The organism is Photobacterium pectinilyticum (assembly GCF_024357955.1).
GTDB lineage: Bacteria > Pseudomonadota > Gammaproteobacteria > Enterobacterales > Vibrionaceae > Photobacterium > Photobacterium pectinilyticum.
In genome coordinates this window covers 22,814-44,098 of the sequence record NZ_JANEYT010000016.1, presented here as the reverse complement: position 1 = coordinate 44,098, position 21,285 = coordinate 22,814, and the positions used below count along the sequence as shown (strand labels likewise).

Below are 21,285 nucleotides of genomic sequence, written 5' to 3'. Positions count from 1 at the left end.
TGTAATTTTGGTATCCCATTTGCAATGTCTATTTCATCAGACAATCAGCAACCGGATTAGACTATGAAAACTTACATACCGCTACTATTCCAAAAACGCCACGTCTTACCCGGTGGACGCATCCCTCTTCGTATTGCTCCCGGGCCACAAATGGCAGCATTCAAAGCCGCAATGCATGAAGGTAATAGCTTTGGTGTTTGTATGTTTGACCAAGATGAGCATGGCCACCATTTCTTTCAAATTGGTACCCGTGTCACTGTTGAAGACTTTGATATTTCACCCAATAACGGTTGTTTAATCGTTACTGTGGCAGGACACGAAAATTTCACGATAGATCATATGGAAGAAAATGACGAAGGCTTTTTCTGTGGTGATTGCCAGTTCATTCCGCCTTGGCCTGAAACCGAAGTTCGTCAAGATCAGCAAATCCTTGCTGAAAAGCTCAAACAAATGTTCAATAAACACCCGGAACTTGGTGACCTTCACCACAACAAGCAGTTTAATAATCTGAGCTGGCTGTGTCAGCGCTGGCTAGAACTGCTTCCTGTTCCAGCCAGTGAAAAGCAAATGCTGCTCAGTGCGCCTAGTTGTTCAGACACTTATGATTACCTGATCAGCATAATGAAACAACCACATTAACCGTTTTTACCGCTTCAACTGCCTACTAACCTATTGGCCCTCAACATGCTTGAGGGCGTTTCTTCACCCTCTCTACGCCCACATTCCGTGACATATATACCATCATAGGCACATAGTTTGTATTCATTACAACTAACGCGATACACTTCGAAGTATCTATTTAGCTCACATTTTTCAGCCGATGATACATCCCAGTACAGTGAAAAATATTACAGACGCCAAAATTGTCGCCATTGGTGGCGGCCACGGCCTTGGCCGTATACTCTCTGCCCTCTCCGAATTTGGCGAGAATGTAACCGGAATTGTAACGACAACCGACAACGGTGGCTCAACCGGTCGGATCCGTGCTTGCCAAGGCGGTATAGCTTGGGGAGACACCCGGAACTGTGTCAATCAGCTCATTACTGAACCATCTGTCGGGTCGATGATTTTCGAATACCGCTTTCGTGGCAATGGCGAGTTGAACGGCCATAACTTGGGTAACCTAATGCTTAAAGCACTGGACAACCTCTCAGTTCGTCCACTTGAAGCCATCAACTTGATCCGTGATATGCTCCAGGTCAAAACCCATATCGTACCGATGACCGAGCACCCAGCCGATTTGTCTGCAATGACAACAAACGGAGAGATCATCTGTGGGGAAACCAGTGTTGACGAATTGGCTAATGTGCCGCAGCGGCTTTATATCGAACCGGCAGTACCAGCGACCAAGGAAGCCGTTATCGCCATACAGCAAGCTGATATTATTTTTCTTGGCCCCGGCAGCTTTCTAACCAGTGTTATGCCGCCACTGCTGCTCAAGGAAATTGAGCAAGCCCTAAAAAAGAGTCAAGCACGAATTGTGTTCGTGACCAACTTGGATAAAGAAAAAGGTCCTGCAGGGATGATGAGTCTAACGCAGATGCTCACTTGGTGTGAGCGCTCCATGGGAGGGCGACAGATTGATACCGTGCTTGCTGACACACAATGCGAAGAGCTGGATGAAAAATACAACCAGCATATTACCTCACTTGCATCAAACAACCACCAATGGCGACATGACAGGGAAAAATTAAAACAAGCAATTCACAGGATTGTCATGGCTGGCTAGGCGCTTATACTCAATCGCCATACCTTCTACCATCTGCCTAAATTCAGGCAGGTGGTCTAGAATCCATTGATCTTGTCCTTGTCGGACACGGGATTCACATTCCTGTGCCATATCAGCGAGATCATCAGCGCCAAAGCTGGCAGCGCTACTCTTGATCGCATGGCTGATCTCTCGTACCTGTTTTATTGACGGTTGCTCTGAAAGCTGACGCTGGTACTGTTCCAATTCATCGCTAAATACATTGAGGAGTAATGTCAGAGTTTCCTGCCCGACCTCATCTTCCATACGCTTGATGGTCTCAGCATTAATTGTCGTTGTCATGTATTTCTCTCCCTACAACTAACCTTGTGCTTCCTGCCAGGTCTGTAATTTACGGTAAATTGTTGACGGGCTAACTTCCAACAAACCCGCAGCACGTGGAATATTGCCATCACAAGCATCAATAGCAGCCTGAATTGCGCGCTTTTCAACAATCCATAGTGGCTCAACCTGCGACTTATCTGTTATTGGTGTTACGCTGGACTCTTGTGAAGGAAACTCTCCCACCGGATTTCCAGCAACAACAGGTTGATGTGATGCAATTTTAACGCCACCTTGGTTAATTGGTGGAGGTACCATCTCCAATGAGACTTCTTGACCAGAATTTAGCACAACAATATTTCGAATAACGTTTTGCAGCTCACGAACGTTACCTTGCCAATGGTATTGCTCGAACAGGGCTTTCACTTCCGGTGAAAAGCGAGTGAAATCTTTACCCTCTTCAACAGACATCAATGCCAATAAGGCATGGGCTATCTCTAACACATCACCACCTCGCTCACGCAATGGCGGCAAAGTCACTGGAATGACATGCAGACGATAATAGAGGTCTTCACGGAAACGCCCTTCCTGGACTTCCAACCATGGATTACGGTTGGTCGCACACACAAATCGGACATCGACCGTACTGGTTTTGGAAGAGCCGACCTTTTGATACGTCCCGGTTTGGATAAACCTGAGCAGTTTGCTTTGCAAATCCAAATCCATTTCGCAAAGCTCATCGAGAAATAGCGTGCCTTTATTAGCAAGCTCAACCGCCCCCTGCCGCTCGGTCGATGCGCCAGTAAAGGCTCCCTTCACGTGGCCGAACAATTCACTTTCGATCAGCTCTTTCGGAATAGCTGCACAGTTAAGTGCAACAAAGGGTTTATTATTTCTCGGACTGGCGGCATGAACCGCCTCAGCACACACTTCCTTACCGGTACCGCTCTCGCCAGTAATAAACACCGTCGCTTTACTTGATGCTGCCGATTCAATAACACGGTAAACCGCCTGCATAGGTAAACTATTACCAATAAAGCCTTGGTACTGGGCACCAGACTGTTTTGAGTCAGACTGAGTCGTTTCGCCTTTTGCTTTTCTATCTTCGTCTTTCAAAGCATTATTGACGGTAACCCTAAGACGATCAGCCTCACAAGGCTTGATGAGAAAGTCTTTTGCCCCATAGCGCATGGCCTCGACCGCGACATCAATCGAGCCGTGTGCCGTCATAATCACCACGGGGATACTCGGATTATCCTGTTTAACGACCTCAAGTACTTCCATGCCTGCCATATCGGGCAAGCGCAAGTCGAGTAGGATAAGATCTGGCGTGACCTCTTTGACGAACTCTAGTGCCTCAGTCCCCGTACCAACGATAGTCACGGAGACACCCAAAGGATTGAGATATGACTTATATAACGCTGCAACTGATGCTGTATCTTCAACCATCAGAATACAGCGTTGATGTGATCTGCTTTCCATTGCCCCTCCAAGTCCTATCAATCTTTACTAATTGTAAACAAAAGAAAAAAAACGATGAGACTTTTTCTTTTGTTATTACTCAAATATAGCTAACACAAAGATTTTAGCATTATGAATCGCATATTGCTTTGCAAAATGCGAATTACATCCACAAATAATTACTATATACGGCTAATTTTGCTGTTAAGCCCTTAAAAAAGTGCAATCAAAGAGGACTATAAAAAGTTGGCACGCATACTGCTTTAATAAATATGACTCTTCCTGAGAGTCAACCTAGCCAACTGACGTTGTTTGTGGAATTATTTCACTAAAACAATGACGCCAACCGAACTCATTATCGGTTGGCTTTTTTTTGCCTATTTTTTACTGCCCCTGTTCTCTCGAAAGCTAGCTATTGGCAATAAATTGCTCTCTATAGGTGTGAATTTTATCCCTCAGCTCAGCTGCTTTTTCAAACTCCAGGTTCTGGGCTGCATCGTACATCTCTTTTTCCAGCTTAAGAATTTCCGTTTCCAACTCCTGAGGCGACATAGTGGAATACGTCCCCTTCTTCTCGGCAACCTTGTGAAGTTGGGCGGCGCGATTGGCTCTGTTACCCTTACCTGGCGCCCCCAGTTCCATAATGTCAGACACTTTCGTCTCGAGTGCCTTAGGGACAATGCCATTTTTGTCGTTATGGGCTCTCTGCTTATCACGGCGACGATTTGTTTCGCCAATCGCCCGCTCCATCGAACCGGTAATCCGGTCGGCGTACAAAATAGCCCTGCCCTCTATGTGACGGGCGGCGCGACCAATGGTCTGGATCAATGAACGCTCCGATCGCAAGAAGCCTTCCTTATCAGCATCTAGGATCGCTACCAGCGACACTTCCGGCATGTCCAAGCCCTCACGCAACAAGTTGATCCCCACCAGAACATCGAATTCGCCCAACCGTAGGTCGCGAATAATTTCCACCCGTTCAACCGTATCGACATCTGAGTGCAAATAGCGCACCCTGACACCGTGCTCGCTTAGGTATTCGGTCAGATCTTCCGCCATTCTTTTGGTCAAGGTTGTCACCAGCACCCGCTCTTGCTTAGCTTCACGGATCCTAATCTCTGACAAAAGATCATCGACTTGGGTTGCTACCGGACGTACCTCGATCTCCGGATCCAGCAAGCCTGTTGGCCTCACAACCTGCTCTGCAATATCTTCTCCGGACTTTTCGATTTCGTACTTACCCGGGGTCGCTGAAATATACAACGTCTGGGGTGCCAAAGATTCAAACTCTTCGAATTTCAATGGCCGATTATCCAATGCTGAAGGAAGACGGAATCCATATTCCACCAAGTTTTCCTTCCGCGAGCGATCTCCACGGTACATCGCACCAATTTGCGAAACCGTGACATGGGATTCGTCGATGATCAATAAGCCATCAGATGGCAAGTAATCAAATAGGGTCGGTGGCGGCTCACCCTCAGCTCGGCCACTGAGATAACGGGAATAGTTTTCGATCCCTGAGCAAAAACCCAGCTCCATCATCATTTCAATATCAAACTGGGTTCGTTGGCTAATACGTTGCTCTTCAACCAATTTATTATTTTCTAGTAGCTGCTTTTTACGACTCTCCAGCTCAACTTTGATCCCTTCAATGGCTTCAAGTACCTTTTCTCGAGGGGTCACATAATGGGTTTTCGGATATATAGTACAGCGCGGTAAATCACGATTTAACAGCGTCCCCGTAAGGGGATCGAAAACACTAATGCACTCGACTTCATCATCAAACAGCTCAAGGCGAATGGCATCTTTTTCAGATTCCGCAGGGAAGATATCAATCACCTCCCCTCGCACCCTAAATGTTCCTCGTTCAAACGCCATATCATTGCGCTTATATTGCAACTCAGCAAGCCGGCGCAATATGTCTCGCTGATCGAGCATATCGCCACGGCGAACGTGCAACATCATTTTCAGGTAGGAGTCAGGATCACCCAGGCCATAGATAGCCGATACTGACGCAATGATGATGACATCGCGTCTTTCCATCATCGCCTTCGTCGCAGAGAGCCTCATTTGCTCGATATGTGCATTCACCGACGCATCTTTTTCAATAAAGGTATCCGTCGTTGGTACGTATGCTTCAGGTTGATAGTAATCATAATAAGAAACAAAATACTCGACCGCGTTTTCCGGGAAAAACTCCTTCATCTCACCATACAATTGCGCAGCCAAGGTCTTGTTCGGCGCCAAGATCATTGTAGGACGACCAGTCTCAGCAATAACATTGGCTACGGTGAAAGTTTTACCTGTACCCGTGGCCCCCAACAGGGTCTGATGGGCCAACCCGGCATCCAATCCTTCAAGTAACTGATTAATAGCCGTAGGCTGATCACCAGAAGGAGAGTAGCGGGAGGTGAGTGTAAAGGTTTTTGAGCTAGACTTATCCATCATGATTCCATACTGGCTATATGATCAGTGAACATAACATTGTGCAGCAGCTAACGAACATGTCAATAACTAGTAACTGCACCCTTTATGCCACTCATTGATACCGATAATGTTGACGCCGATGTCTTAAAACCTTCTTTGAAAGTAAAGAAATCATCCACGCCTCTGATTATGGACCTTAAGGTAAAGTGGTACATCAAAACTCACTGTTTGATAAGGGCGGCCAACTGGCCCCATAACACACTAATTCCCCCCAGTGGGCATTACCACCTGAGTTATTCTATCTGTCCAAATAAGCAATGCTTTCTCTTGACGGTAGTCGTTTAACCTCGTATTATCACCGCCCACGCGACAATCCTCGTCTGTTAACCCTTCAGTCAGTTTGAATTTCTTTTCTGTCTTCAAAACTGTATTTGTGAAAATTTCCCACAACTTATCCAAGATTTGATTTATATCAATTCACAACAAAATTGCATCGACATTTAAACTAAAGCAATCACTCTAACTTTTTATACCAGCACATTATTCCCCTCTATCCCTCCCCCTATAACAGTGGTTTATTGCATATTCGATCTTGCTCGCATTTTAACCGCAACGGCATCAAGATGAACTCAACCCCAAGTTCCCAAGGATCAATTAACACACTTATCCACAGTTTCCGTGGATAACTAAGCTAACCCCTTGTGCTGACTGGGCTGGTGGAAATCAAGCCCTTTTTAGACAACAAAATGACTAATGCATGAAATTTCTGCGAACAAAACATTAAGTGCACAAAAATCAACCAGCAATGAACTCAAGGCCATTTCATACCCATTCTGGCCAACCATTCAAGCACCCAAAAATGAACGTGCATCACCTTCAGCGACTTCAAGCCGCGAGGTTATAAAATCATCCACCAAAATGTTAATAACACATAATCTTGCATTAACTTTGCAGCAATGAATGGTGAAAAGGTCGTCGAAGTGGAAAAACCCTGCTTCTGGGGAGTTGTTATAGGTGCGACAAAGGAAGATAATATAAAGATCTTTTGCAAATAGTATTATGCGGTATGACTGAATACCTACTCCTTCTCGTAGGTACAGTGTTGGTCAACAACTTTGTACTGGTTAAATTTTTAGGACTTTGTCCCTTCATGGGGGTTTCCAAAAAACTGGAAACAGCCATTGGGATGGGCCTGGCCACGACTTTTGTACTCACACTCGCTTCAGTGTGTGCTTACTTAGTCGAAACCTATATTCTTGTACCTCTGGGGATCCAATACCTCAGAACGCTGAGCTTTATCCTTGTGATTGCGGTCGTCGTACAGTTCACAGAAATGGTGGTTCACAAAACAAGTCCAACCCTTTACCGCCTCCTTGGCATCTTCCTACCACTGATTACATCAAACTGTGCCGTTTTGGGTGTTGCTCTGCTCAACATCAACGAACGACACAACTTTATTGAATCAGTTGTGTATGGTTTTGGTGCTGCAGCTGGTTTCTCTCTGGTACTGATTCTGTTCGCTTCAATGCGTGAGCGAATTGCTGCCGCAGATGTACCCGCTCCATTTAAAGGAGCTTCAATTGCCATGATCACTGCAGGCTTGATGTCACTTGCCTTTATGGGCTTTACTGGATTGGTGAAACTGTAACATGAGTGGATTAATCATTGCTGTGATTGCCATTGCAGCCCTGGCAGCTATTTTCGGCCTTGTTTTAGGCTTTGCCTCGATCCGGTTCAAAGTCGAAGCCGATCCTATCGTCGAGCAAATTGATGCGATTTTACCGCAGACACAATGCGGCCAGTGTGGCTATCCAGGCTGTCGCCCTTATGCAGAAGCCATCGCCAACGGTGATGCCATTAATAAATGCCCGCCAGGTGGCCAGCAAGCCATCGAGAAGCTAGCAGACTTGATGGGGGTTGAAGTTCAAGAATCAGCCCATGATGCTGAGAGAAGTATCAAGAAAGTGGCCTTCATTCACGAAGACATGTGTATTGGCTGTACCAAATGCATTCAGGCTTGCCCGGTCGATGCTATTGTCGGTGGCACCAAAGCACTTCATACCGTCATTAAAGATGAATGTACCGGCTGTGACCTTTGTGTTGCGCCTTGCCCAACTGACTGTATTGAAATGGTGCCGCTAGAAACAACGACAGAAAACTGGAAGTGGGATTTAAACCAGATCCCAGTTATAAACATTCCAGTAGATAACACTGAAAGTACGGTGAAGTAGCATGCTGTCTATTATTGAACAAATTAAGCAGGGTCAGCTGTGGGACTTCCCAGGCGGTATTCACCCATCCGAAAATAAAACACTATCGAACCGTACTGCAATTACACCAGCTGGCATCCCAGACGAGCTGGTGTTACCGCTCAAGCAGCACATCGGGACCAAAGGCGAGATCCTCGTCAGTGTCGGCGACAAAGTACTAAAAGGCCAGCCACTGACCAAAAGTGACATGAGTATGTGTGTACCTATTCATGCCCCGACATCTGGTACCGTGACGGCGATTGAACAAAGAACCACAGCTCACCCTTCTGGCCTTAGCGATTTAAGTGTTGTCATCAAGAGCGATGGCGAAGATCTGTGGGGATCACAACATAAGATTGCCGATTACGAATCACTTGAACCTGCAGAGCTGATCGATGCGATCCGCCTAAGCGGGATAGCTGGTCTTGGTGGTGCAGGTTTCCCTACCGGACGTAAACTGCAGGGTAGTTTAGGGCTGGCCGATATTCTGATCATTAATGCAGCCGAGTGTGAACCGTACATTACTGCCGATGACCGCTTGATGCAGGACTATGCCGCTGAAGTGGTCGAAGGGATACGGATCCTACGCCATATCGTGAAGCCAAAGCTCACCTTGATCGGTATTGAAGATAACAAACCGGATGCGATCAAAGCGCTTGAAAAGTGTGTCACTCCAGAAGACAACATTATTATCCGAGTGATCCCGACCAAATACCCTTCTGGTAGCTCCAAGCAACTGGTTAAAATACTTACCGGCCGCGAAGTACCGAGTCAATCGCGTTCATCTGCTGTCGGTGTTGTGGTGCAAAACGTCGGGACGGCCTTTGCCGTCAAGCGTGCTATCATTGACGGCGAGCCATTGATCGAGCGTGTCGTTACCCTAACCGGTGAAGCATTCAAACAGCGTGGCAATGTATTCGCACGGCTCGGTACACCTATCGCCTTCCTGCTCGACAGCTATGGTTACAAGCCTGATAGAAAATACCCCCGTGTAATTATCGGTGGCTCTTTGATGGGTTTCACCCTACCCCATGCCCATGTGCCGATCACCAAGATCACTAACTGTATCTTGACACCTAAACGTCGCGAACTGCCACTTCATACTCACGAAATGGCCTGTATCCGCTGTAGCGCCTGTGCTGATGCTTGTCCGACATCACTGTTGCCACAACAGTTGCAATGGTATGCCAAAGATAAAGACTACGACAAATGTGAAGAGTACAACCTGTTCGACTGTATCGAATGCGGTGCCTGTGCCTATGTTTGTCCGAGCGAAATCCCACTGGTTAACTACTACCGTAAGGCTAAAGCTGAGATTTGGGCTAACCAGCAAGAAGCGGCAAATGCCGAACGTGCTAAACAGCGCTTTGAAGCCAAACAAGCCCGATTCGAACGCGATAAAGCCGCCCGCGAAAACCGCTTCAAGAAAGCAGCTGAAGACAGACGCAAAGATATGGCCGCAAAAGGCGGTGATGATGCCGTTGCAGCCGCTATCGCCCGGGTTAAGGCCAAACAAGCTGCAGCCACACCTGACAATGCAACTCAAAAGCCTGCCGTTGCTGCTGCTATTGCCCGCGCTAAAGCCAAGCAAGCAGAGGCTGCCAATTCAGATAAAGTAGCACCTAAGATTAACAGTGCCGTACCTGACAACAGTGACATGGCGAAGTTACGAGAAGAGCGTAAACGCCAAGCCCGCGAACGCAAGGCGGCTAAACAAGCAACATCAGAAGATACACCTGAAAACGTGTCAGATACTGCTTCCAACCAATCTGCCGACAGCAAAAAAGATGCGGTTGCTGCAGCAATTGCCCGCGCCAAAGCCCGTAAAGCGGCCCAAGCCACGGAAAGTGAGCCGGAACAAGCTGATACTCCAGCCACTGATGCCGATCCGAAGAAAGCCGCTGTAGCCGCCGCAATAGCCCGTGCCAAAGCCCGTAAGGCTGCCCCACAGGCGCAAGCCGAATCGGCTGAAGAAGCGAAACCTGAGAACGCTGAACCAGCACAAGCCGAGGTCGATACGAAGAAAGCCGCTGTCGCTGCTGCCGTTGCCCGTGCCAAAGCGCGCAAGGCTGCCCAACAGGCACAAGCTGAATCGGCTGAAGAAGCGAAACCTGAGGACGCTGAACCAGCACAAGCCGAGGTCGATCCGAAGAAAGCCGCTGTCGCTGCTGCCGTTGCCCGTGCCAAAGCGCGTAAGGCTGCCCAACAGGCGCAAGCTGAATCGGCTGAAGAAGCGAAAGCTGAGAACGCTGAATCAGCACAAGCCGAGGTCGATCCGAAGAAAGCCGCTGTCGCTGCTGCCGTTGCCCGTGCCAAAGCGCGTAAGGCTGCCGAACAGGCGAAACCTGAGGACGCTGAACCAGCACAAGCCGAGGTCGATCCGAAGAAAGCTGCTGTCGCTGCTGCCGTTGCCCGTGCCAAAGCACGTAAGGCTGCCCAACAGGCGCAAGCCGAATCTGTCGAGGACGCGAAAACGGCCGAACCAGCAGAAGCCGAAATCGATCCCAAGAAAGCCGCTGTCGCTGCTGCCGTTGCACGTGCAAAAGCGCGCAAAGCCGCAAAAGAAGCACAAGAAAAAAATGAGGAAAACTAACTGTGGCTTTTAATATTGCAAGCTCTCCCCATGCCCACAGTCGCCGAAGCACCAGTAGCTTGATGCGCACTGTTATCCTTTGTACAACATTGGGCGTTGCAGCCCAATGGTACTTTTTTGGCTGGGGCGTACTGCTCCAAGTCGTATTAGCTGCGACGCTGTGTGTCACAACCGAAGCGGTCATTTTAAAATTACGCCAACGCCCGTTAATGCCTTATCTACGAGATAATAGCGCACTATTGACTGGCGTCTTAATTGGCCTTTCCATTCCGCCTTTAGCCCCTTGGTGGATAAGCGTGATCGGCTGCTTGTTTGCGATTGTTATCGCCAAACACCTTTATGGCGGGTTAGGGCAAAACCTGTTCAACCCGGCGATGGTTGCCTATGTTGTTCTGCTTATTTCGTTCCCATTGCAAATGACCACCTGGCTGCCGCCACAGTCATTAGCTGCCGAGCCGGTCACTTTAGTTGATAGTGCAAACGCGATCCTAACAGGCTTCACTCCAGATGGATTCAGTGTCCACCAGCTTCGCATGTCAGTAGACGGCGTAACGATGGCGACACCGCTCGATACCCTGAAAACGTCGCTGACCACAGGTCACACTGCAACAGAGATCCTGTCCGGTCCCGTCTTTGGCCTGATTGGTGGTATCGGTTGGGAGTGGGTAAACCTTGGCTTCTTGCTCGGTGGCCTAATCATGCTGAAAATGCGCGTGATCCAATGGCATATCCCGGTAGGGATGCTGGGTGCCCTATTTATTATCAGCACCTTGGCATTTATGATCAGCCCAGATAATACGGCTTCACCGCTATTTCACTTATTTTCTGGGGCAACCATGCTCGGTGCCTTCTTCATCGCAACCGATCCGGTTTCTGCTTCGACCACAGTCAAAGGCCGTTTGATCTTTGGGGCCTTGATTGGTGTGCTGATCTTTTTGATCCGAACCTTCGGTGGCTTCCCTGACGGGGTAGCATTCAGTGTCCTGCTTGCCAATATGTGCGTACCACTGATTGACTACTACACCCGCCCACGTACGTTTGGCCACTAAGGAAGCAACCATGATCAATGCAATGAAGAAAAATGGTGGCACCCTGGCTATTTTCGCCATTTTGGCCACCAGCTTAGTCTCGATAACCAATATGCTCACTGCTGGGAAAATCGAGCAACAACAGCAACAAGAGCTACTCAAAGTACTCAACCAGGTTATCCCGGCAGAAAGCCATGATAATGAGCTATACAAAAGCTGTACCCTGATCACCAGCGAACAGTACTTGGGTACCGACAGCCCAATGCCTGCGTATATTGCAGAGAAAGACGGTAAGAAAGTTGGTATGGCTATCGAGGCAATTGCACCTGATGGCTACAGTGGTGCCATTAGGCTTATCGTCGGGCTCAATCTTGAGAGTACCGTGACCGGCGTTCGGATCCTAAGCCATAATGAAACCCCGGGGCTTGGTGATAAAATCGAAACCCGTATCAGCGACTGGATTTACAGCTTTACTGGCAAGCGTCTAAACGGTGAGAAAGATACACGCTGGGCCGTACGTAAAGATGGGGGTGAGTTTGATCAATTTACCGGGGCGACCATAACCCCGCGTGCCGTCGTGGGCGCAGTGAAAAACGTCTCGCTGTATTACCAGACCAACCAGCAACGCCTTTTCGAACAGTCACTGAACTGCCAGGGTGAGTGAAAATGATGAATAAAGAACTGATGAAAAATGGCTTGTGGAACAATAACCCGGCAATTGTCCAGTTATTAGGCCTCTGCCCACTTCTTGCCGTTTCAGCCACGGTCACCAATGCCCTCGGACTTGGGTTGGCAACGACTGCAGTGCTGGTAGGTTCAAACTTGATAGTCTCTTTGGTTAGACAATGGGTACCGTCGGAAATCCGTATTCCAGTTTTTGTGATGATTATTGCCTCACTGGTAACCTGCGTACAGTTGCTAATGAACGCCTTTACCTATGGCTTGTATCAATCTCTGGGGATCTTCATCCCACTGATCGTGACCAACTGTATTATCATCGGCCGTGCTGAAGCCTTCGCATCAAAAAATGATCCTATTCCAGCCCTACTGGACGGATTATGGATGGGCTTCGGTATGACAGCTGCCTTGGTCGTATTGGGCGCGATGCGAGAAATTCTGGGTAACGGCACACTGTTTGACGGTGCAGACCGCCTACTCGGCGATTGGGCCGCCTCATTGCGTATCGAAGTATTCAGCTTTGACAGTAGCTTCTTGCTTGCCATCCTACCGCCTGGTGCTTTCATCGGTGTAGGCTTTATGATTGCTCTGAAAAATGTTATTGATAACAAGCGTGAACAGAAAGCCGCCAAAGCGCAGAACAAACCTGTTATTGAGCGCGCCCGTGTCACGACGACGAATTAAAATAATCTTTAACTGCTGGTGAAGGATCACCAGTAGAACAATGTTGGCTTTATCGCTGGAAGTAAGTATGAACAATCAAAAGCGCGTCGAAATTCTGGAACGATTACGTGCGGAGAATCCCCACCCAGAAACCGAACTTAACTGGAGCTCCCCTTTCGAATTGCTGATTGCAGTATTGCTTTCTGCCCAAGCAACCGATGTCAGTGTCAATAAAGCCACTGACAAGCTCTACCCTGTCGCCAATACCCCACAAGCCATATTTGATCTTGGTGTTAACGGTGTCAAAGAGTACATCAAAACCATCGGTTTATTTAATTCCAAAGCAGAGAATGTCATTAAGACCTGTAGGATCTTGCTTGATAAACACGGTGGCGAAATACCCGAAAATCGTGAAGCGCTGGAAGCTTTGCCGGGGGTTGGCCGTAAAACAGCGAATGTGGTACTCAATACCGCCTTTGGCTGGCCAACCATCGCTGTCGATACTCATATCTTCCGCGTATCAAACCGTACCAAATTTGCGATGGGGAAAAATGTCGATCAGGTAGAAGAGAAACTACTGAAAGTCGTTCCGAAAGAGTTCAAAGTAGATGTCCACCACTGGCTGATCCTGCATGGACGTTACACCTGCGTGGCACGAAAACCTCGCTGCGGTAGCTGCATTATTGAAGATCTTTGTGAATACGGTAGCAAAACAGAAATTTAACGGCTAAATATGCCAGTATTATCACGCCCGCTTAAGCGGGCGTGAGTTTTTCAAGCCAATCTAGTTTGTCTCTTGAGCTAGCACCACAGCACATTAGGCGTTATCGGTGTTATACCAACCTACATAAATATTTGATCAACGACTTATCCAGATTGGTATTACTCAACTTTGCCGAAATATTCAGTGACCGTTGCGACGAAAGACTCATCATTACTGGTTGGATCGTTAAATTCAATGGAGTAATAAGGCATGATGCTATCTTTTAGCTTCTCAGCAATTTGCATCTCTAGATTATCTACGCTGACTGTACTGACAACCTCATAGCTCTCGGCACGGTTAAGCTCCATCTCTTCAGCCTGTTCTTTGGTTATGCGCTGTGATTTTATTTCAGCCGATAACTCTTTATTAATTTGGTCAGCACTGCTGTCTACTACCACGTCATTCTGAGCAAACGCACAGCCAGCACCGAACAGCATAATCCATAGAATGTTTTTCATAGCCACCACCTTACTTAGTTATTATTCCCCAATAAATCTAGCTTGTTGGGAGTAAGTTGATGTATACAAATTTAAGACTGCACATTTTTGCCAGCAATTCAGCGCATTAAAAGTGGCGCTAAATAATAGTACGGCCAAGGGAAATGACAACCCGGCGGTTTTTATTACGGCCAATTGGCGTGCTGTTGTCTGCAACAGGGCGTCGCTCACCGTAGGCTTCCACCTGAATTCGGTCTTCCGGAAGGCCCATCGCCATAAAATAGTCCTCTAAACGCTCAGCACGGCGCTCAGACAAGGATTGATTTGCCGTTTTTCCACCTTGGCCATCGGTATAGGCCGCAACCAAAACCAAATCAACATCATCACTATAGCGTACAAAATCTGAAATCTGGGCTAGGCGCTGCTGCGACGCTTTGTTGAGTTGATCGCTACCCTGATCATAGTGAAGTACCGTAAACGCGATATCTTCAAAGCTGTACGGCAACAAATTATTCAGGCACTGGCTGAACTGATTGTACGCAGGACGGAAGGTTACCGCTGACAAAGCCACATCAATACGTTTGTTCCGCTGCTGCCAGTCCTGATAACTGAATGTAGGGTAACGCCCCGCTTCTAACTCAGATAATATGACCCAAGCTGTTTGCCCCCCCACATAGCCGTCAAACTGTTTGAAGAAGGTTAGGTTAGTGATCGGCTCTGCCGCAACTCCCGGCATCCAGCGCGGTGGCATCGAGACAAGATTAACATTGCGAGTCTCCCCCATAGGCCGGCGCATCTTCAATTCGAAATCGAGGTTGATTTTTTTACTGGCTTTGGACGTAAATAGGGCCTCGCCATAATTGGGAATCGTATGAAGCATCCGACATTCCAACGGTGTATCTACCGCTACTTTCCACGTGGATTGTGACGGTTGAGCAACATAAACAGGTGTTGCGTTCGCTGCACTGGCCATCACCATGGCGAATAGTGGTGCCACAGTGCAATATTGAATTTTCGAGATAGCCATTTTTCCACCCATTGCTGCTGTCCTGCCCTTCACGCTGCCTGTTCGTGCGTGATATTTTACGGCTCTTTATTTTATATCGGAAAATACCGAAAAAACTTTATACCCAGTCACTCACCTTTCCGTTGCATGATGTTGCATTAGAGCAGGGAAAGGTTTAGCTCATCCATCGAATCTGACATAATGGCCGACTATTTTACATTGATTTGCCGGTTTATGAGCCAAGATAACGAACTAAATACTTTGAAAAGTCGCTTTCGCGGCTACTTCCCAGTCGTCATTGACGTAGAAACTGCAGGCTTCAATGCCAAAACGGATGCACTGCTTGAGATCTGTGCCGTCACACTTCAGATGGATGAAGATGGTTGGCTGAAACCCGCGACGACTCTGCACTTTCACATCGCCCCGTTCGAAGGCGCAGTGATCCATAAAGAAGCCTTGGATTTCAATGGTATTCGCGACCCATTCAGCCCACTACGTGGCGCGGTTTCGGAAGAAGCGGCCCTGAAGGAAATTTACAAACAGATCCGCAAAGAACAAAAAGCACAAGGCTGCTCTCGTGCCATCATGGTGGCCCATAATGCCAACTTCGACCACAGCTTTGTCATGGCAGCTTCAGAACGCGCGAAGTTGAAGCGCAACCCATTCCACCCATTTGCAACATTCGACACCGCAGCATTGAGCGGTTTGGCGTTCGGACAAACCGTATTGGCCAAAGCTTGTGCCACAGCCGGAATCGATTTTGATAACAAAGAAGCCCATTCCGCACTGTACGATACCGAAAGAACCGCTGAGTTATTTTGTGAGATTGTTAACAAATGGAAAAAATTGGGCGGGTGGCCACTGCTAGAAAGTCAAACAGACGATAGCGCCGACACCGAATAATTCAAACAACCCATACTCATAAGACCTCTGACCAAGCCCTTTAAAGTTGGGCTTGGTCACACTTCGATTCAAACAAGCCCATCGTTTTATGCCATTGTTTTAAACAAAAGCTAATCAAACATCGCTCAATTAGACATGTTTTTCAAAAACAATGCGTTACACTAGGTTAACAATTCTAAATTCCCGTTTTATACTGCCCAAACTGTTTCATATTGTTTCAAGTGGTATCACCACATAAACGATAACCTCTGGCTATTTATCGTTTATGCGTCCCTGCGTGTGAACAAATATGCTGTTCCCCTGTCGCTAAGGACTCCCTCCGAAACCCCGTGGTTCAGTAACACCTTTTTGCGTTTTTCATTCATGGATCGAAGAACAAGAAGCAACCAACTCTAAAAGGCACGTATAATAATGACGAAAAAAATTACTCTAACGGCCCTTGCCGTATCCGCTGCGTTCCTCAGTATCAACGCTCATTCCGCCGGATTTCAAGTTAACGAACATTCTGCTGCCGGCCTTGGACGCGCTTTCTCCGGGGAAGCAGCTATTGCAGACAATGCCTCGGTCATAGCTAGAAACCCTGCCGCTATGACAATGTTCGACCGGATGCAGTTTTCCGGTGCTATCTCTTACATCGACCCACAAGTAGATATCACAGCGCAATCAAGCGGTGAAAAGGCCACAGATGTTGCACCAACAGCCGTCGTTCCAGCAGGCTACTTCATCCAGCCAATTAACAACAAGTTTGCTTGGGGTCTGGCAATGTTTTCCAACTACGGTTTTGCCACTGAGTACCCATCTGATTTCACTTATGGCACCGATGCAGGTACAACCGACCTTCTGACCCTGAACCTTAATCCTAATATTGCTTACCGTATCAACGAAAATTTCAGTATTGGTGCAGGTGTTAACTTGGTGTATGCCGATGCTGAGCTAATTCGCCACTACGGCGGCCTTCAGCCATCAAACCCAAGTGCAGATTTCCTAAAGCTAGAAGGAGATACTTGGGAGTGGGGTTGGAACATCGGTTTCCTTTATGAAGTAAACAAAGATAACCGATTCGGCCTTAGCTACCGCTCGGAAGTTGAACTGAAGTTTGATGGTGACTTCACCGATTATACAGATGGTAAGTTCATTGAAGGCGGTAACCCTGGAGACACAGTCCCAGGTAAATTAAACGTGATCACCCCGGCTATCGCTGAGTTTGGCGGCTTCCATCAGCTAAACAACCAATGGGCAGTTCACTACGGCGTACAGTGGGTACAGTGGAGCAAGTTCAAAGAGCTACGTGCCACCAGCGATCAGTGTGTCGACAATTTGTGCCTACTTAAAGAAGAAGACTTTGACGATAACTTCCGCTATTCCATTGGTGCAACCTACAACCTAAACCCAGACTGGATCCTTCGTGCCGGCTTTGCATTCGATGAGCAAGCAGGCCAATCAACTCTAAGTATCCCTGATACCGATCGCTACTGGTACTCCGCTGGCTTTACTTACAACTACAGTAACCAGATGACGTTCGACTTTGGCTTTACCTACCTCTACGGCAAGAGCAATAGCTTCGAAGAGAGCGGCGAGACATTCCACGCCAGCAATGATGCGTACCTAACCTCTGCGCAGATCAATTACATCTTCTAAACCGCTAGGTAGACATAAATTCAGTTAAGGGAACACCACAATGAAAAAAAGTATTTTAGCACTGAGCATTGCAGCCTCATTGGCACTGGCAGGCTGTGGCAATGACGCCAAAGTCGAGAATAAAGTCAGCTACGAAGATCACATCGTCAAAAGCCTACAAGCCGATACCAAAATCAAATTTGATATATTGACCGCCCCTATCCTGCCAACGTTCTTGGCCATGGACAGCACTGACGGGACACTCTCAACCGAAGGTAGTGTGGGTGATGACAACTACAACACGGATCTGTCCGATCCGTTAACCGCATTGGGTAAAACAGACGGCTGGAGTGTCTCGCAGCCAATCGTTGTGCCGTTCGATGGCGATTTAAATATGGTGAGCGCACAAGGCGCTTTCCACCTGATTGAGACCACCAGCCCGCTTTCTGGCGACCTGCAGGTGAAAGATCTCTTGGTCAATGGTGAAGATTTCACAGTTGTGACCCAGAGTGGCAATCTAACCGTTATTCCGACCAATCCATTGAATCCAAAATCAGAATACATGTTCGCAATTACCGATGCCTTGGTTGATGGCGAAGGCGAACCGGTAGGTATGTCTGAGTCATATGCTGTGTTGAAAACAACAGTTAAACCACCAAGCAGTGACCTTATTGATGCACAAAAAGTCACCCATGCAATAGAAGCTACTATCGCAAAGGCTAAGGATATCGATTCCGAATCAATCATATACTCAAGCTGGTTCACAACAGCTTCTGTCGGCGATGTGCTTGATACCACCAAAGCCATCATTGCCCAGACAATTGCTACGGTACAAGCGGGCGGTAAAGCAGAAGATATTCTGAAAGATGAAGCCAACCCAAATAATGTGGATTTGTCCACCTTGTACCAAATGAATATCAGCGAAGTGACTGATATAAATAGCTTCTTTAATAGCAATACAACATTAAAAGCACTCATCGGAAATGACCAAGACACTATTGACGCGCTAGTTGCAGGTTACACTGGAAATGCTATTAAGATTTATACAGGTACAGTCAGTTTACCCAACTTCCTCAACAGCAACACTGAAGACGAAGCATGGAAGAAAAACCCTTGGCAGAGTGCGGTGCCAAGCCTTGCCAAAATCAGCAACGTCATGACCAACGGATCTGATGCCGATAAGGCTGCAGTTCAGGCTTCGTTAAACGGTATTGATATTGCTAAGCTACTTGCTGGCGACAGTGCCGAGTTCATCAAGCTGATTGGCCTTAAAGTCACTCTAGCTGATGGCTCGCAACTTGACGAAGAGCGTCTAGTGACCCAATACAGTCCACTACCGCAAATACAATCGGTCGACCAAGTACCGGTACTGATGATCCTCCCACCTAACGCAACACCAGGTGCTGTTGTTTACCAGCATGGTATTACTTCAGTTAAAGAAACCGCTTACCTATTTGGTGCTCAACATATCGGTGCTGCAGCGGCTAACTTTCTTGCTCCGAAAGCCATTGTTGCTATCGACCACCCACTTCATGGTGAACGTGCCCTTGCCGATGGAACAGTAACAACCGGAGCAACCGCTGACGTTTATATGAATCTGGAATACTTAAACGTTGCCCGTGACAATATTCGCCAGAGTATCATTGATGATCTCGGTGTTCGTACATCACTAACCGTCATGGCAATGAGTGGACTACCTACCTTCCCAAGCTTGAACGTCATGGATGTCAGCTTCTTCGGTCATTCACTGGGCGCGATTACTGGTATTGGTACTTACCGCTTGGGTAATGACAACATGGGCATACCTGCTGCGGATGCGATGTTTAACTTCACCTCAGGGGCATTTGCCAACCCAGGCGGCGGTATCCCATCTCTATTGCTAGAGTCTGCAACCTTCGGCCCAACGATTAAACACTCACTATTAGTGGGTGCGGATGAAGCGGCGTATATTGCAGCCTGCGGGAGTGTCGAAGACGGCGGCGCATGCTTTACAACTTTCTATAACAGCCTAGATGATACAACCAAAGCCAAGATTGACAGTACATTCACTTCCTTTGCCTATGCGGCTCAAACGGTATTGGATACCGTTGATCCATATAACCTAGCAAGCAGTGTAAACGGTCCGGTGTATGTGATGCAGGCAGAGGGCGATACTGTAGTACCAAATAAGACTGGGATGTTTGGTATTGGCGGTACAGAGCCACTCGTGAAGCAGCTAGATCTGACCGCGTTAACAGGGAGTATTACTGGGGAAGTTAAACACATCGCCCGCTTCAATGCTGATGTTTCAAAAGCCCAACACAGTACAGTTATTGGTCCACAACTTGTAGACGGTGAAGGCAATCCTATATCACCTTCAGAGGCTCAAGCTGCAACTAATGAAGCTCAACTACAAGTCGTCACCTTCTCAGCGAGCGCTGGACAAGGCGTTATGGTCGGTGATGACACGCTGATAAAATAACGCCATTGGCATAAGTGACAACCAAAAGGCTAGCCTCTCGGCTAGCCTTCTTTTTATCTACACTCTCGATCTTACAGGTCGTCAGTATGCTCAGACAGGTACGCAGCCACACCCTGTGGTGACGCGTCCATGCCCTCTTTACCTTTCTCCCACTGTGCAGGGCATACTTCACCATGCTCTTCATGGAACTGAAGGGCATCAACCATACGCAGCATCTCATCGATATTACGACCCAGTGGTAGGTCATTAACGACCTGATGGCGAACTAGGCCTTCTTTATCGATCAAGAATGAGCCACGGAACGCCACACCCGCTTGTGGGTGTTCAACATCGTAAGCCTGACAGATTTCATGCTTGGTATCGGCAATTAGCGGATACTGGACAGGACCAATACCACCGTCTTCAACGGCTGTATTACGCCATGCATTGTGAGAGAACTGAGAGTCAATGGATACCCCAATCACTTCCACGCCTTTAGCTTGGAAATCAGCTAAACGTTTGTCAAAGGCGATCAGCTCCGATGGGCAGACAAAGGTGAAATCAAGTGGATAGAAGAACAGCACCGCAGGCTTGCCTGCAATATGACTGTGTAGGTTAAAGGCATCAACAATTTCACCGTTACCAAGCACTGCTGCTGCAGTAAAATCAGGGGCCGGGCGGCCAACTAGAACACTCATAACAAACTCCATGTTGTTGACTTAGGTTATCTTCTGGTTTGATAACCAAAACCAAAGTAAGGCGAAACAGCAATACTTATGTACTGCTGCCGAATATTCATACAAAAATAGCGAAACCAGTATAAACAGGGTAAGGTGACAAGGCTTAGACATGCTGCACATTAAAAGAAAATTCCCTCACAACATGAATTTTTATTCTACATGTTGTAAATTAATTTCCTTTGAGCAGAACAGCCAGAAATAAATAACAAATATTGCACATAACGTGCAAACCTCAAGCAATTCACGACATA

18 protein-coding genes are annotated in these 21,285 nt (G+C 47.5%); 12 read left to right on the top strand and 6 right to left on the bottom strand.

Features of this window, described 5'->3' with window-relative positions; genetic code table 11:
• The first annotated feature begins 63 nt into the window (after positions 1 to 63).
• Positions 64 to 639 (top strand): LON peptidase substrate-binding domain-containing protein, encoded by a 576-nt coding sequence (locus tag NHN17_RS09175; RefSeq protein ID WP_255042047.1) that lies wholly within the window; start codon positions 64 to 66, stop codon positions 637 to 639.
• 199 nt (positions 640 to 838) lie between these two features.
• On the top strand, positions 839 to 1,729 hold the full coding sequence (yvcK, locus tag NHN17_RS09170; protein ID WP_373689556.1) for a uridine diphosphate-N-acetylglucosamine-binding protein YvcK: 891 nt from the start codon (positions 839 to 841) through the stop codon (positions 1,727 to 1,729).
• On the opposite strand, the gene NHN17_RS09165 is transcribed toward yvcK, so the two are convergent.
• From NHN17_RS09165 to uvrB, 3 genes are all read right to left on the bottom strand, one after another.
• Positions 1,691 to 2,050 (bottom strand): Hpt domain-containing protein, encoded by a 360-nt coding sequence (locus NHN17_RS09165; protein WP_255042045.1) that lies wholly within the window; start codon positions 2,048 to 2,050, stop codon positions 1,691 to 1,693. The genes yvcK and NHN17_RS09165 overlap by 39 nt on opposite strands.
• A gap of 18 nt (positions 2,051 to 2,068) precedes the next feature.
• Positions 2,069 to 3,511 carry a quorum-sensing sigma-54 dependent transcriptional regulator LuxO gene (gene luxO, locus NHN17_RS09160; protein ID WP_255042044.1) on the bottom strand — a complete coding sequence of 481 codons (1,443 nt, stop codon included), beginning with the start codon at positions 3,509 to 3,511 and terminating at the stop codon, positions 2,069 to 2,071.
• A 387-nt stretch (positions 3,512 to 3,898) separates the two neighbouring features.
• Positions 3,899 to 5,935 carry an excinuclease ABC subunit UvrB gene (gene uvrB, locus NHN17_RS09155; protein ID WP_373689555.1) on the bottom strand — a complete coding sequence of 679 codons (2,037 nt, stop codon included), beginning with the start codon at positions 5,933 to 5,935 and terminating at the stop codon, positions 3,899 to 3,901.
• A 1,048-nt stretch (positions 5,936 to 6,983) separates the two neighbouring features.
• On the opposite strand from uvrB, the gene rsxA reads away from it, so the two are divergent.
• From rsxA to nth, 7 genes are all read left to right on the top strand, one after another.
• Positions 6,984 to 7,565: an electron transport complex subunit RsxA gene (gene rsxA / locus NHN17_RS09150; RefSeq protein WP_039456871.1), complete on the top strand. Its 582-nt coding sequence runs from the start codon at positions 6,984 to 6,986 to the stop codon at positions 7,563 to 7,565.
• A gap of 1 nt (position 7,566) precedes the next feature.
• Positions 7,567 to 8,148, top strand: a complete 582-nt coding sequence (gene rsxB / locus NHN17_RS09145) for an electron transport complex subunit RsxB (protein WP_255042040.1) — start codon at positions 7,567 to 7,569, stop codon at positions 8,146 to 8,148.
• 1 nt (position 8,149) lies between these two features.
• Entirely contained in the window at positions 8,150 to 10,759 is a 2,610-nt protein-coding gene (gene rsxC / locus NHN17_RS09140) for an electron transport complex subunit RsxC (RefSeq protein ID WP_255042039.1), read from the top strand.
• A gap of 2 nt (positions 10,760 to 10,761) precedes the next feature.
• Positions 10,762 to 11,808: an electron transport complex subunit RsxD gene (gene rsxD / locus NHN17_RS09135; RefSeq protein WP_255042038.1), complete on the top strand. Its 1,047-nt coding sequence runs from the start codon at positions 10,762 to 10,764 to the stop codon at positions 11,806 to 11,808.
• Between the two features lie 10 nt (positions 11,809 to 11,818).
• Complete coding sequence (gene rsxG / locus NHN17_RS09130) at positions 11,819 to 12,451, top strand: electron transport complex subunit RsxG (RefSeq protein ID WP_255042036.1); 633 nt, start codon at positions 11,819 to 11,821, stop codon at positions 12,449 to 12,451.
• 2 nt (positions 12,452 to 12,453) lie between these two features.
• Positions 12,454 to 13,149 (top strand): electron transport complex subunit E, encoded by a 696-nt coding sequence (locus NHN17_RS09125; RefSeq protein WP_274127516.1) that lies wholly within the window; start codon positions 12,454 to 12,456, stop codon positions 13,147 to 13,149.
• A 67-nt stretch (positions 13,150 to 13,216) separates the two neighbouring features.
• On the top strand, positions 13,217 to 13,852 hold the full coding sequence (gene nth / locus NHN17_RS09120) for an endonuclease III (protein ID WP_255042034.1): 636 nt from the start codon (positions 13,217 to 13,219) through the stop codon (positions 13,850 to 13,852).
• 158 nt (positions 13,853 to 14,010) lie between these two features.
• Here the strand turns inward: nth and NHN17_RS09115 are convergent, their stop codons facing one another.
• Both NHN17_RS09115 and motY read right to left on the bottom strand, forming a co-directional pair.
• The gene (locus NHN17_RS09115) at positions 14,011 to 14,349 is read right to left on the bottom strand and encodes a hypothetical protein (protein ID WP_255042033.1); all 339 of its coding nucleotides are present in this window, start codon (positions 14,347 to 14,349) and stop codon (positions 14,011 to 14,013) included.
• Positions 14,350 to 14,467: 118 nt separating this feature from the next.
• On the bottom strand, positions 14,468 to 15,307 hold the full coding sequence (motY, locus tag NHN17_RS09110) for a flagellar protein MotY (protein WP_255042097.1): 840 nt from the start codon (positions 15,305 to 15,307) through the stop codon (positions 14,468 to 14,470).
• A gap of 261 nt (positions 15,308 to 15,568) precedes the next feature.
• Here motY and rnt point away from each other — a divergent pair, with 261 nt between their 5' ends.
• The 3 genes from rnt (at position 15,569) to NHN17_RS09095 (ending at position 20,315) form a co-directional block, all read left to right on the top strand.
• Positions 15,569 to 16,237 (top strand): ribonuclease T, encoded by a 669-nt coding sequence (gene rnt, locus NHN17_RS09105; protein ID WP_255042032.1) that lies wholly within the window; start codon positions 15,569 to 15,571, stop codon positions 16,235 to 16,237.
• A gap of 411 nt (positions 16,238 to 16,648) precedes the next feature.
• Positions 16,649 to 17,875 (top strand): outer membrane protein transport protein, encoded by a 1,227-nt coding sequence (locus NHN17_RS09100; protein WP_255042030.1) that lies wholly within the window; start codon positions 16,649 to 16,651, stop codon positions 17,873 to 17,875.
• A 40-nt stretch (positions 17,876 to 17,915) separates the two neighbouring features.
• A complete protein-coding gene (locus NHN17_RS09095) occupies positions 17,916 to 20,315 on the top strand; it encodes a VolA/Pla-1 family phospholipase (RefSeq protein WP_255042028.1) in 2,400 nt (799 codons plus the stop codon).
• Positions 20,316 to 20,386: 71 nt separating this feature from the next.
• Here the strand turns inward: NHN17_RS09095 and NHN17_RS09090 are convergent, their stop codons facing one another.
• Positions 20,387 to 20,992: a peroxiredoxin C gene (locus NHN17_RS09090; protein WP_255042026.1), complete on the bottom strand. Its 606-nt coding sequence runs from the start codon at positions 20,990 to 20,992 to the stop codon at positions 20,387 to 20,389.
• Positions 20,993 to 21,285: the final 293 nt, after the last annotated feature.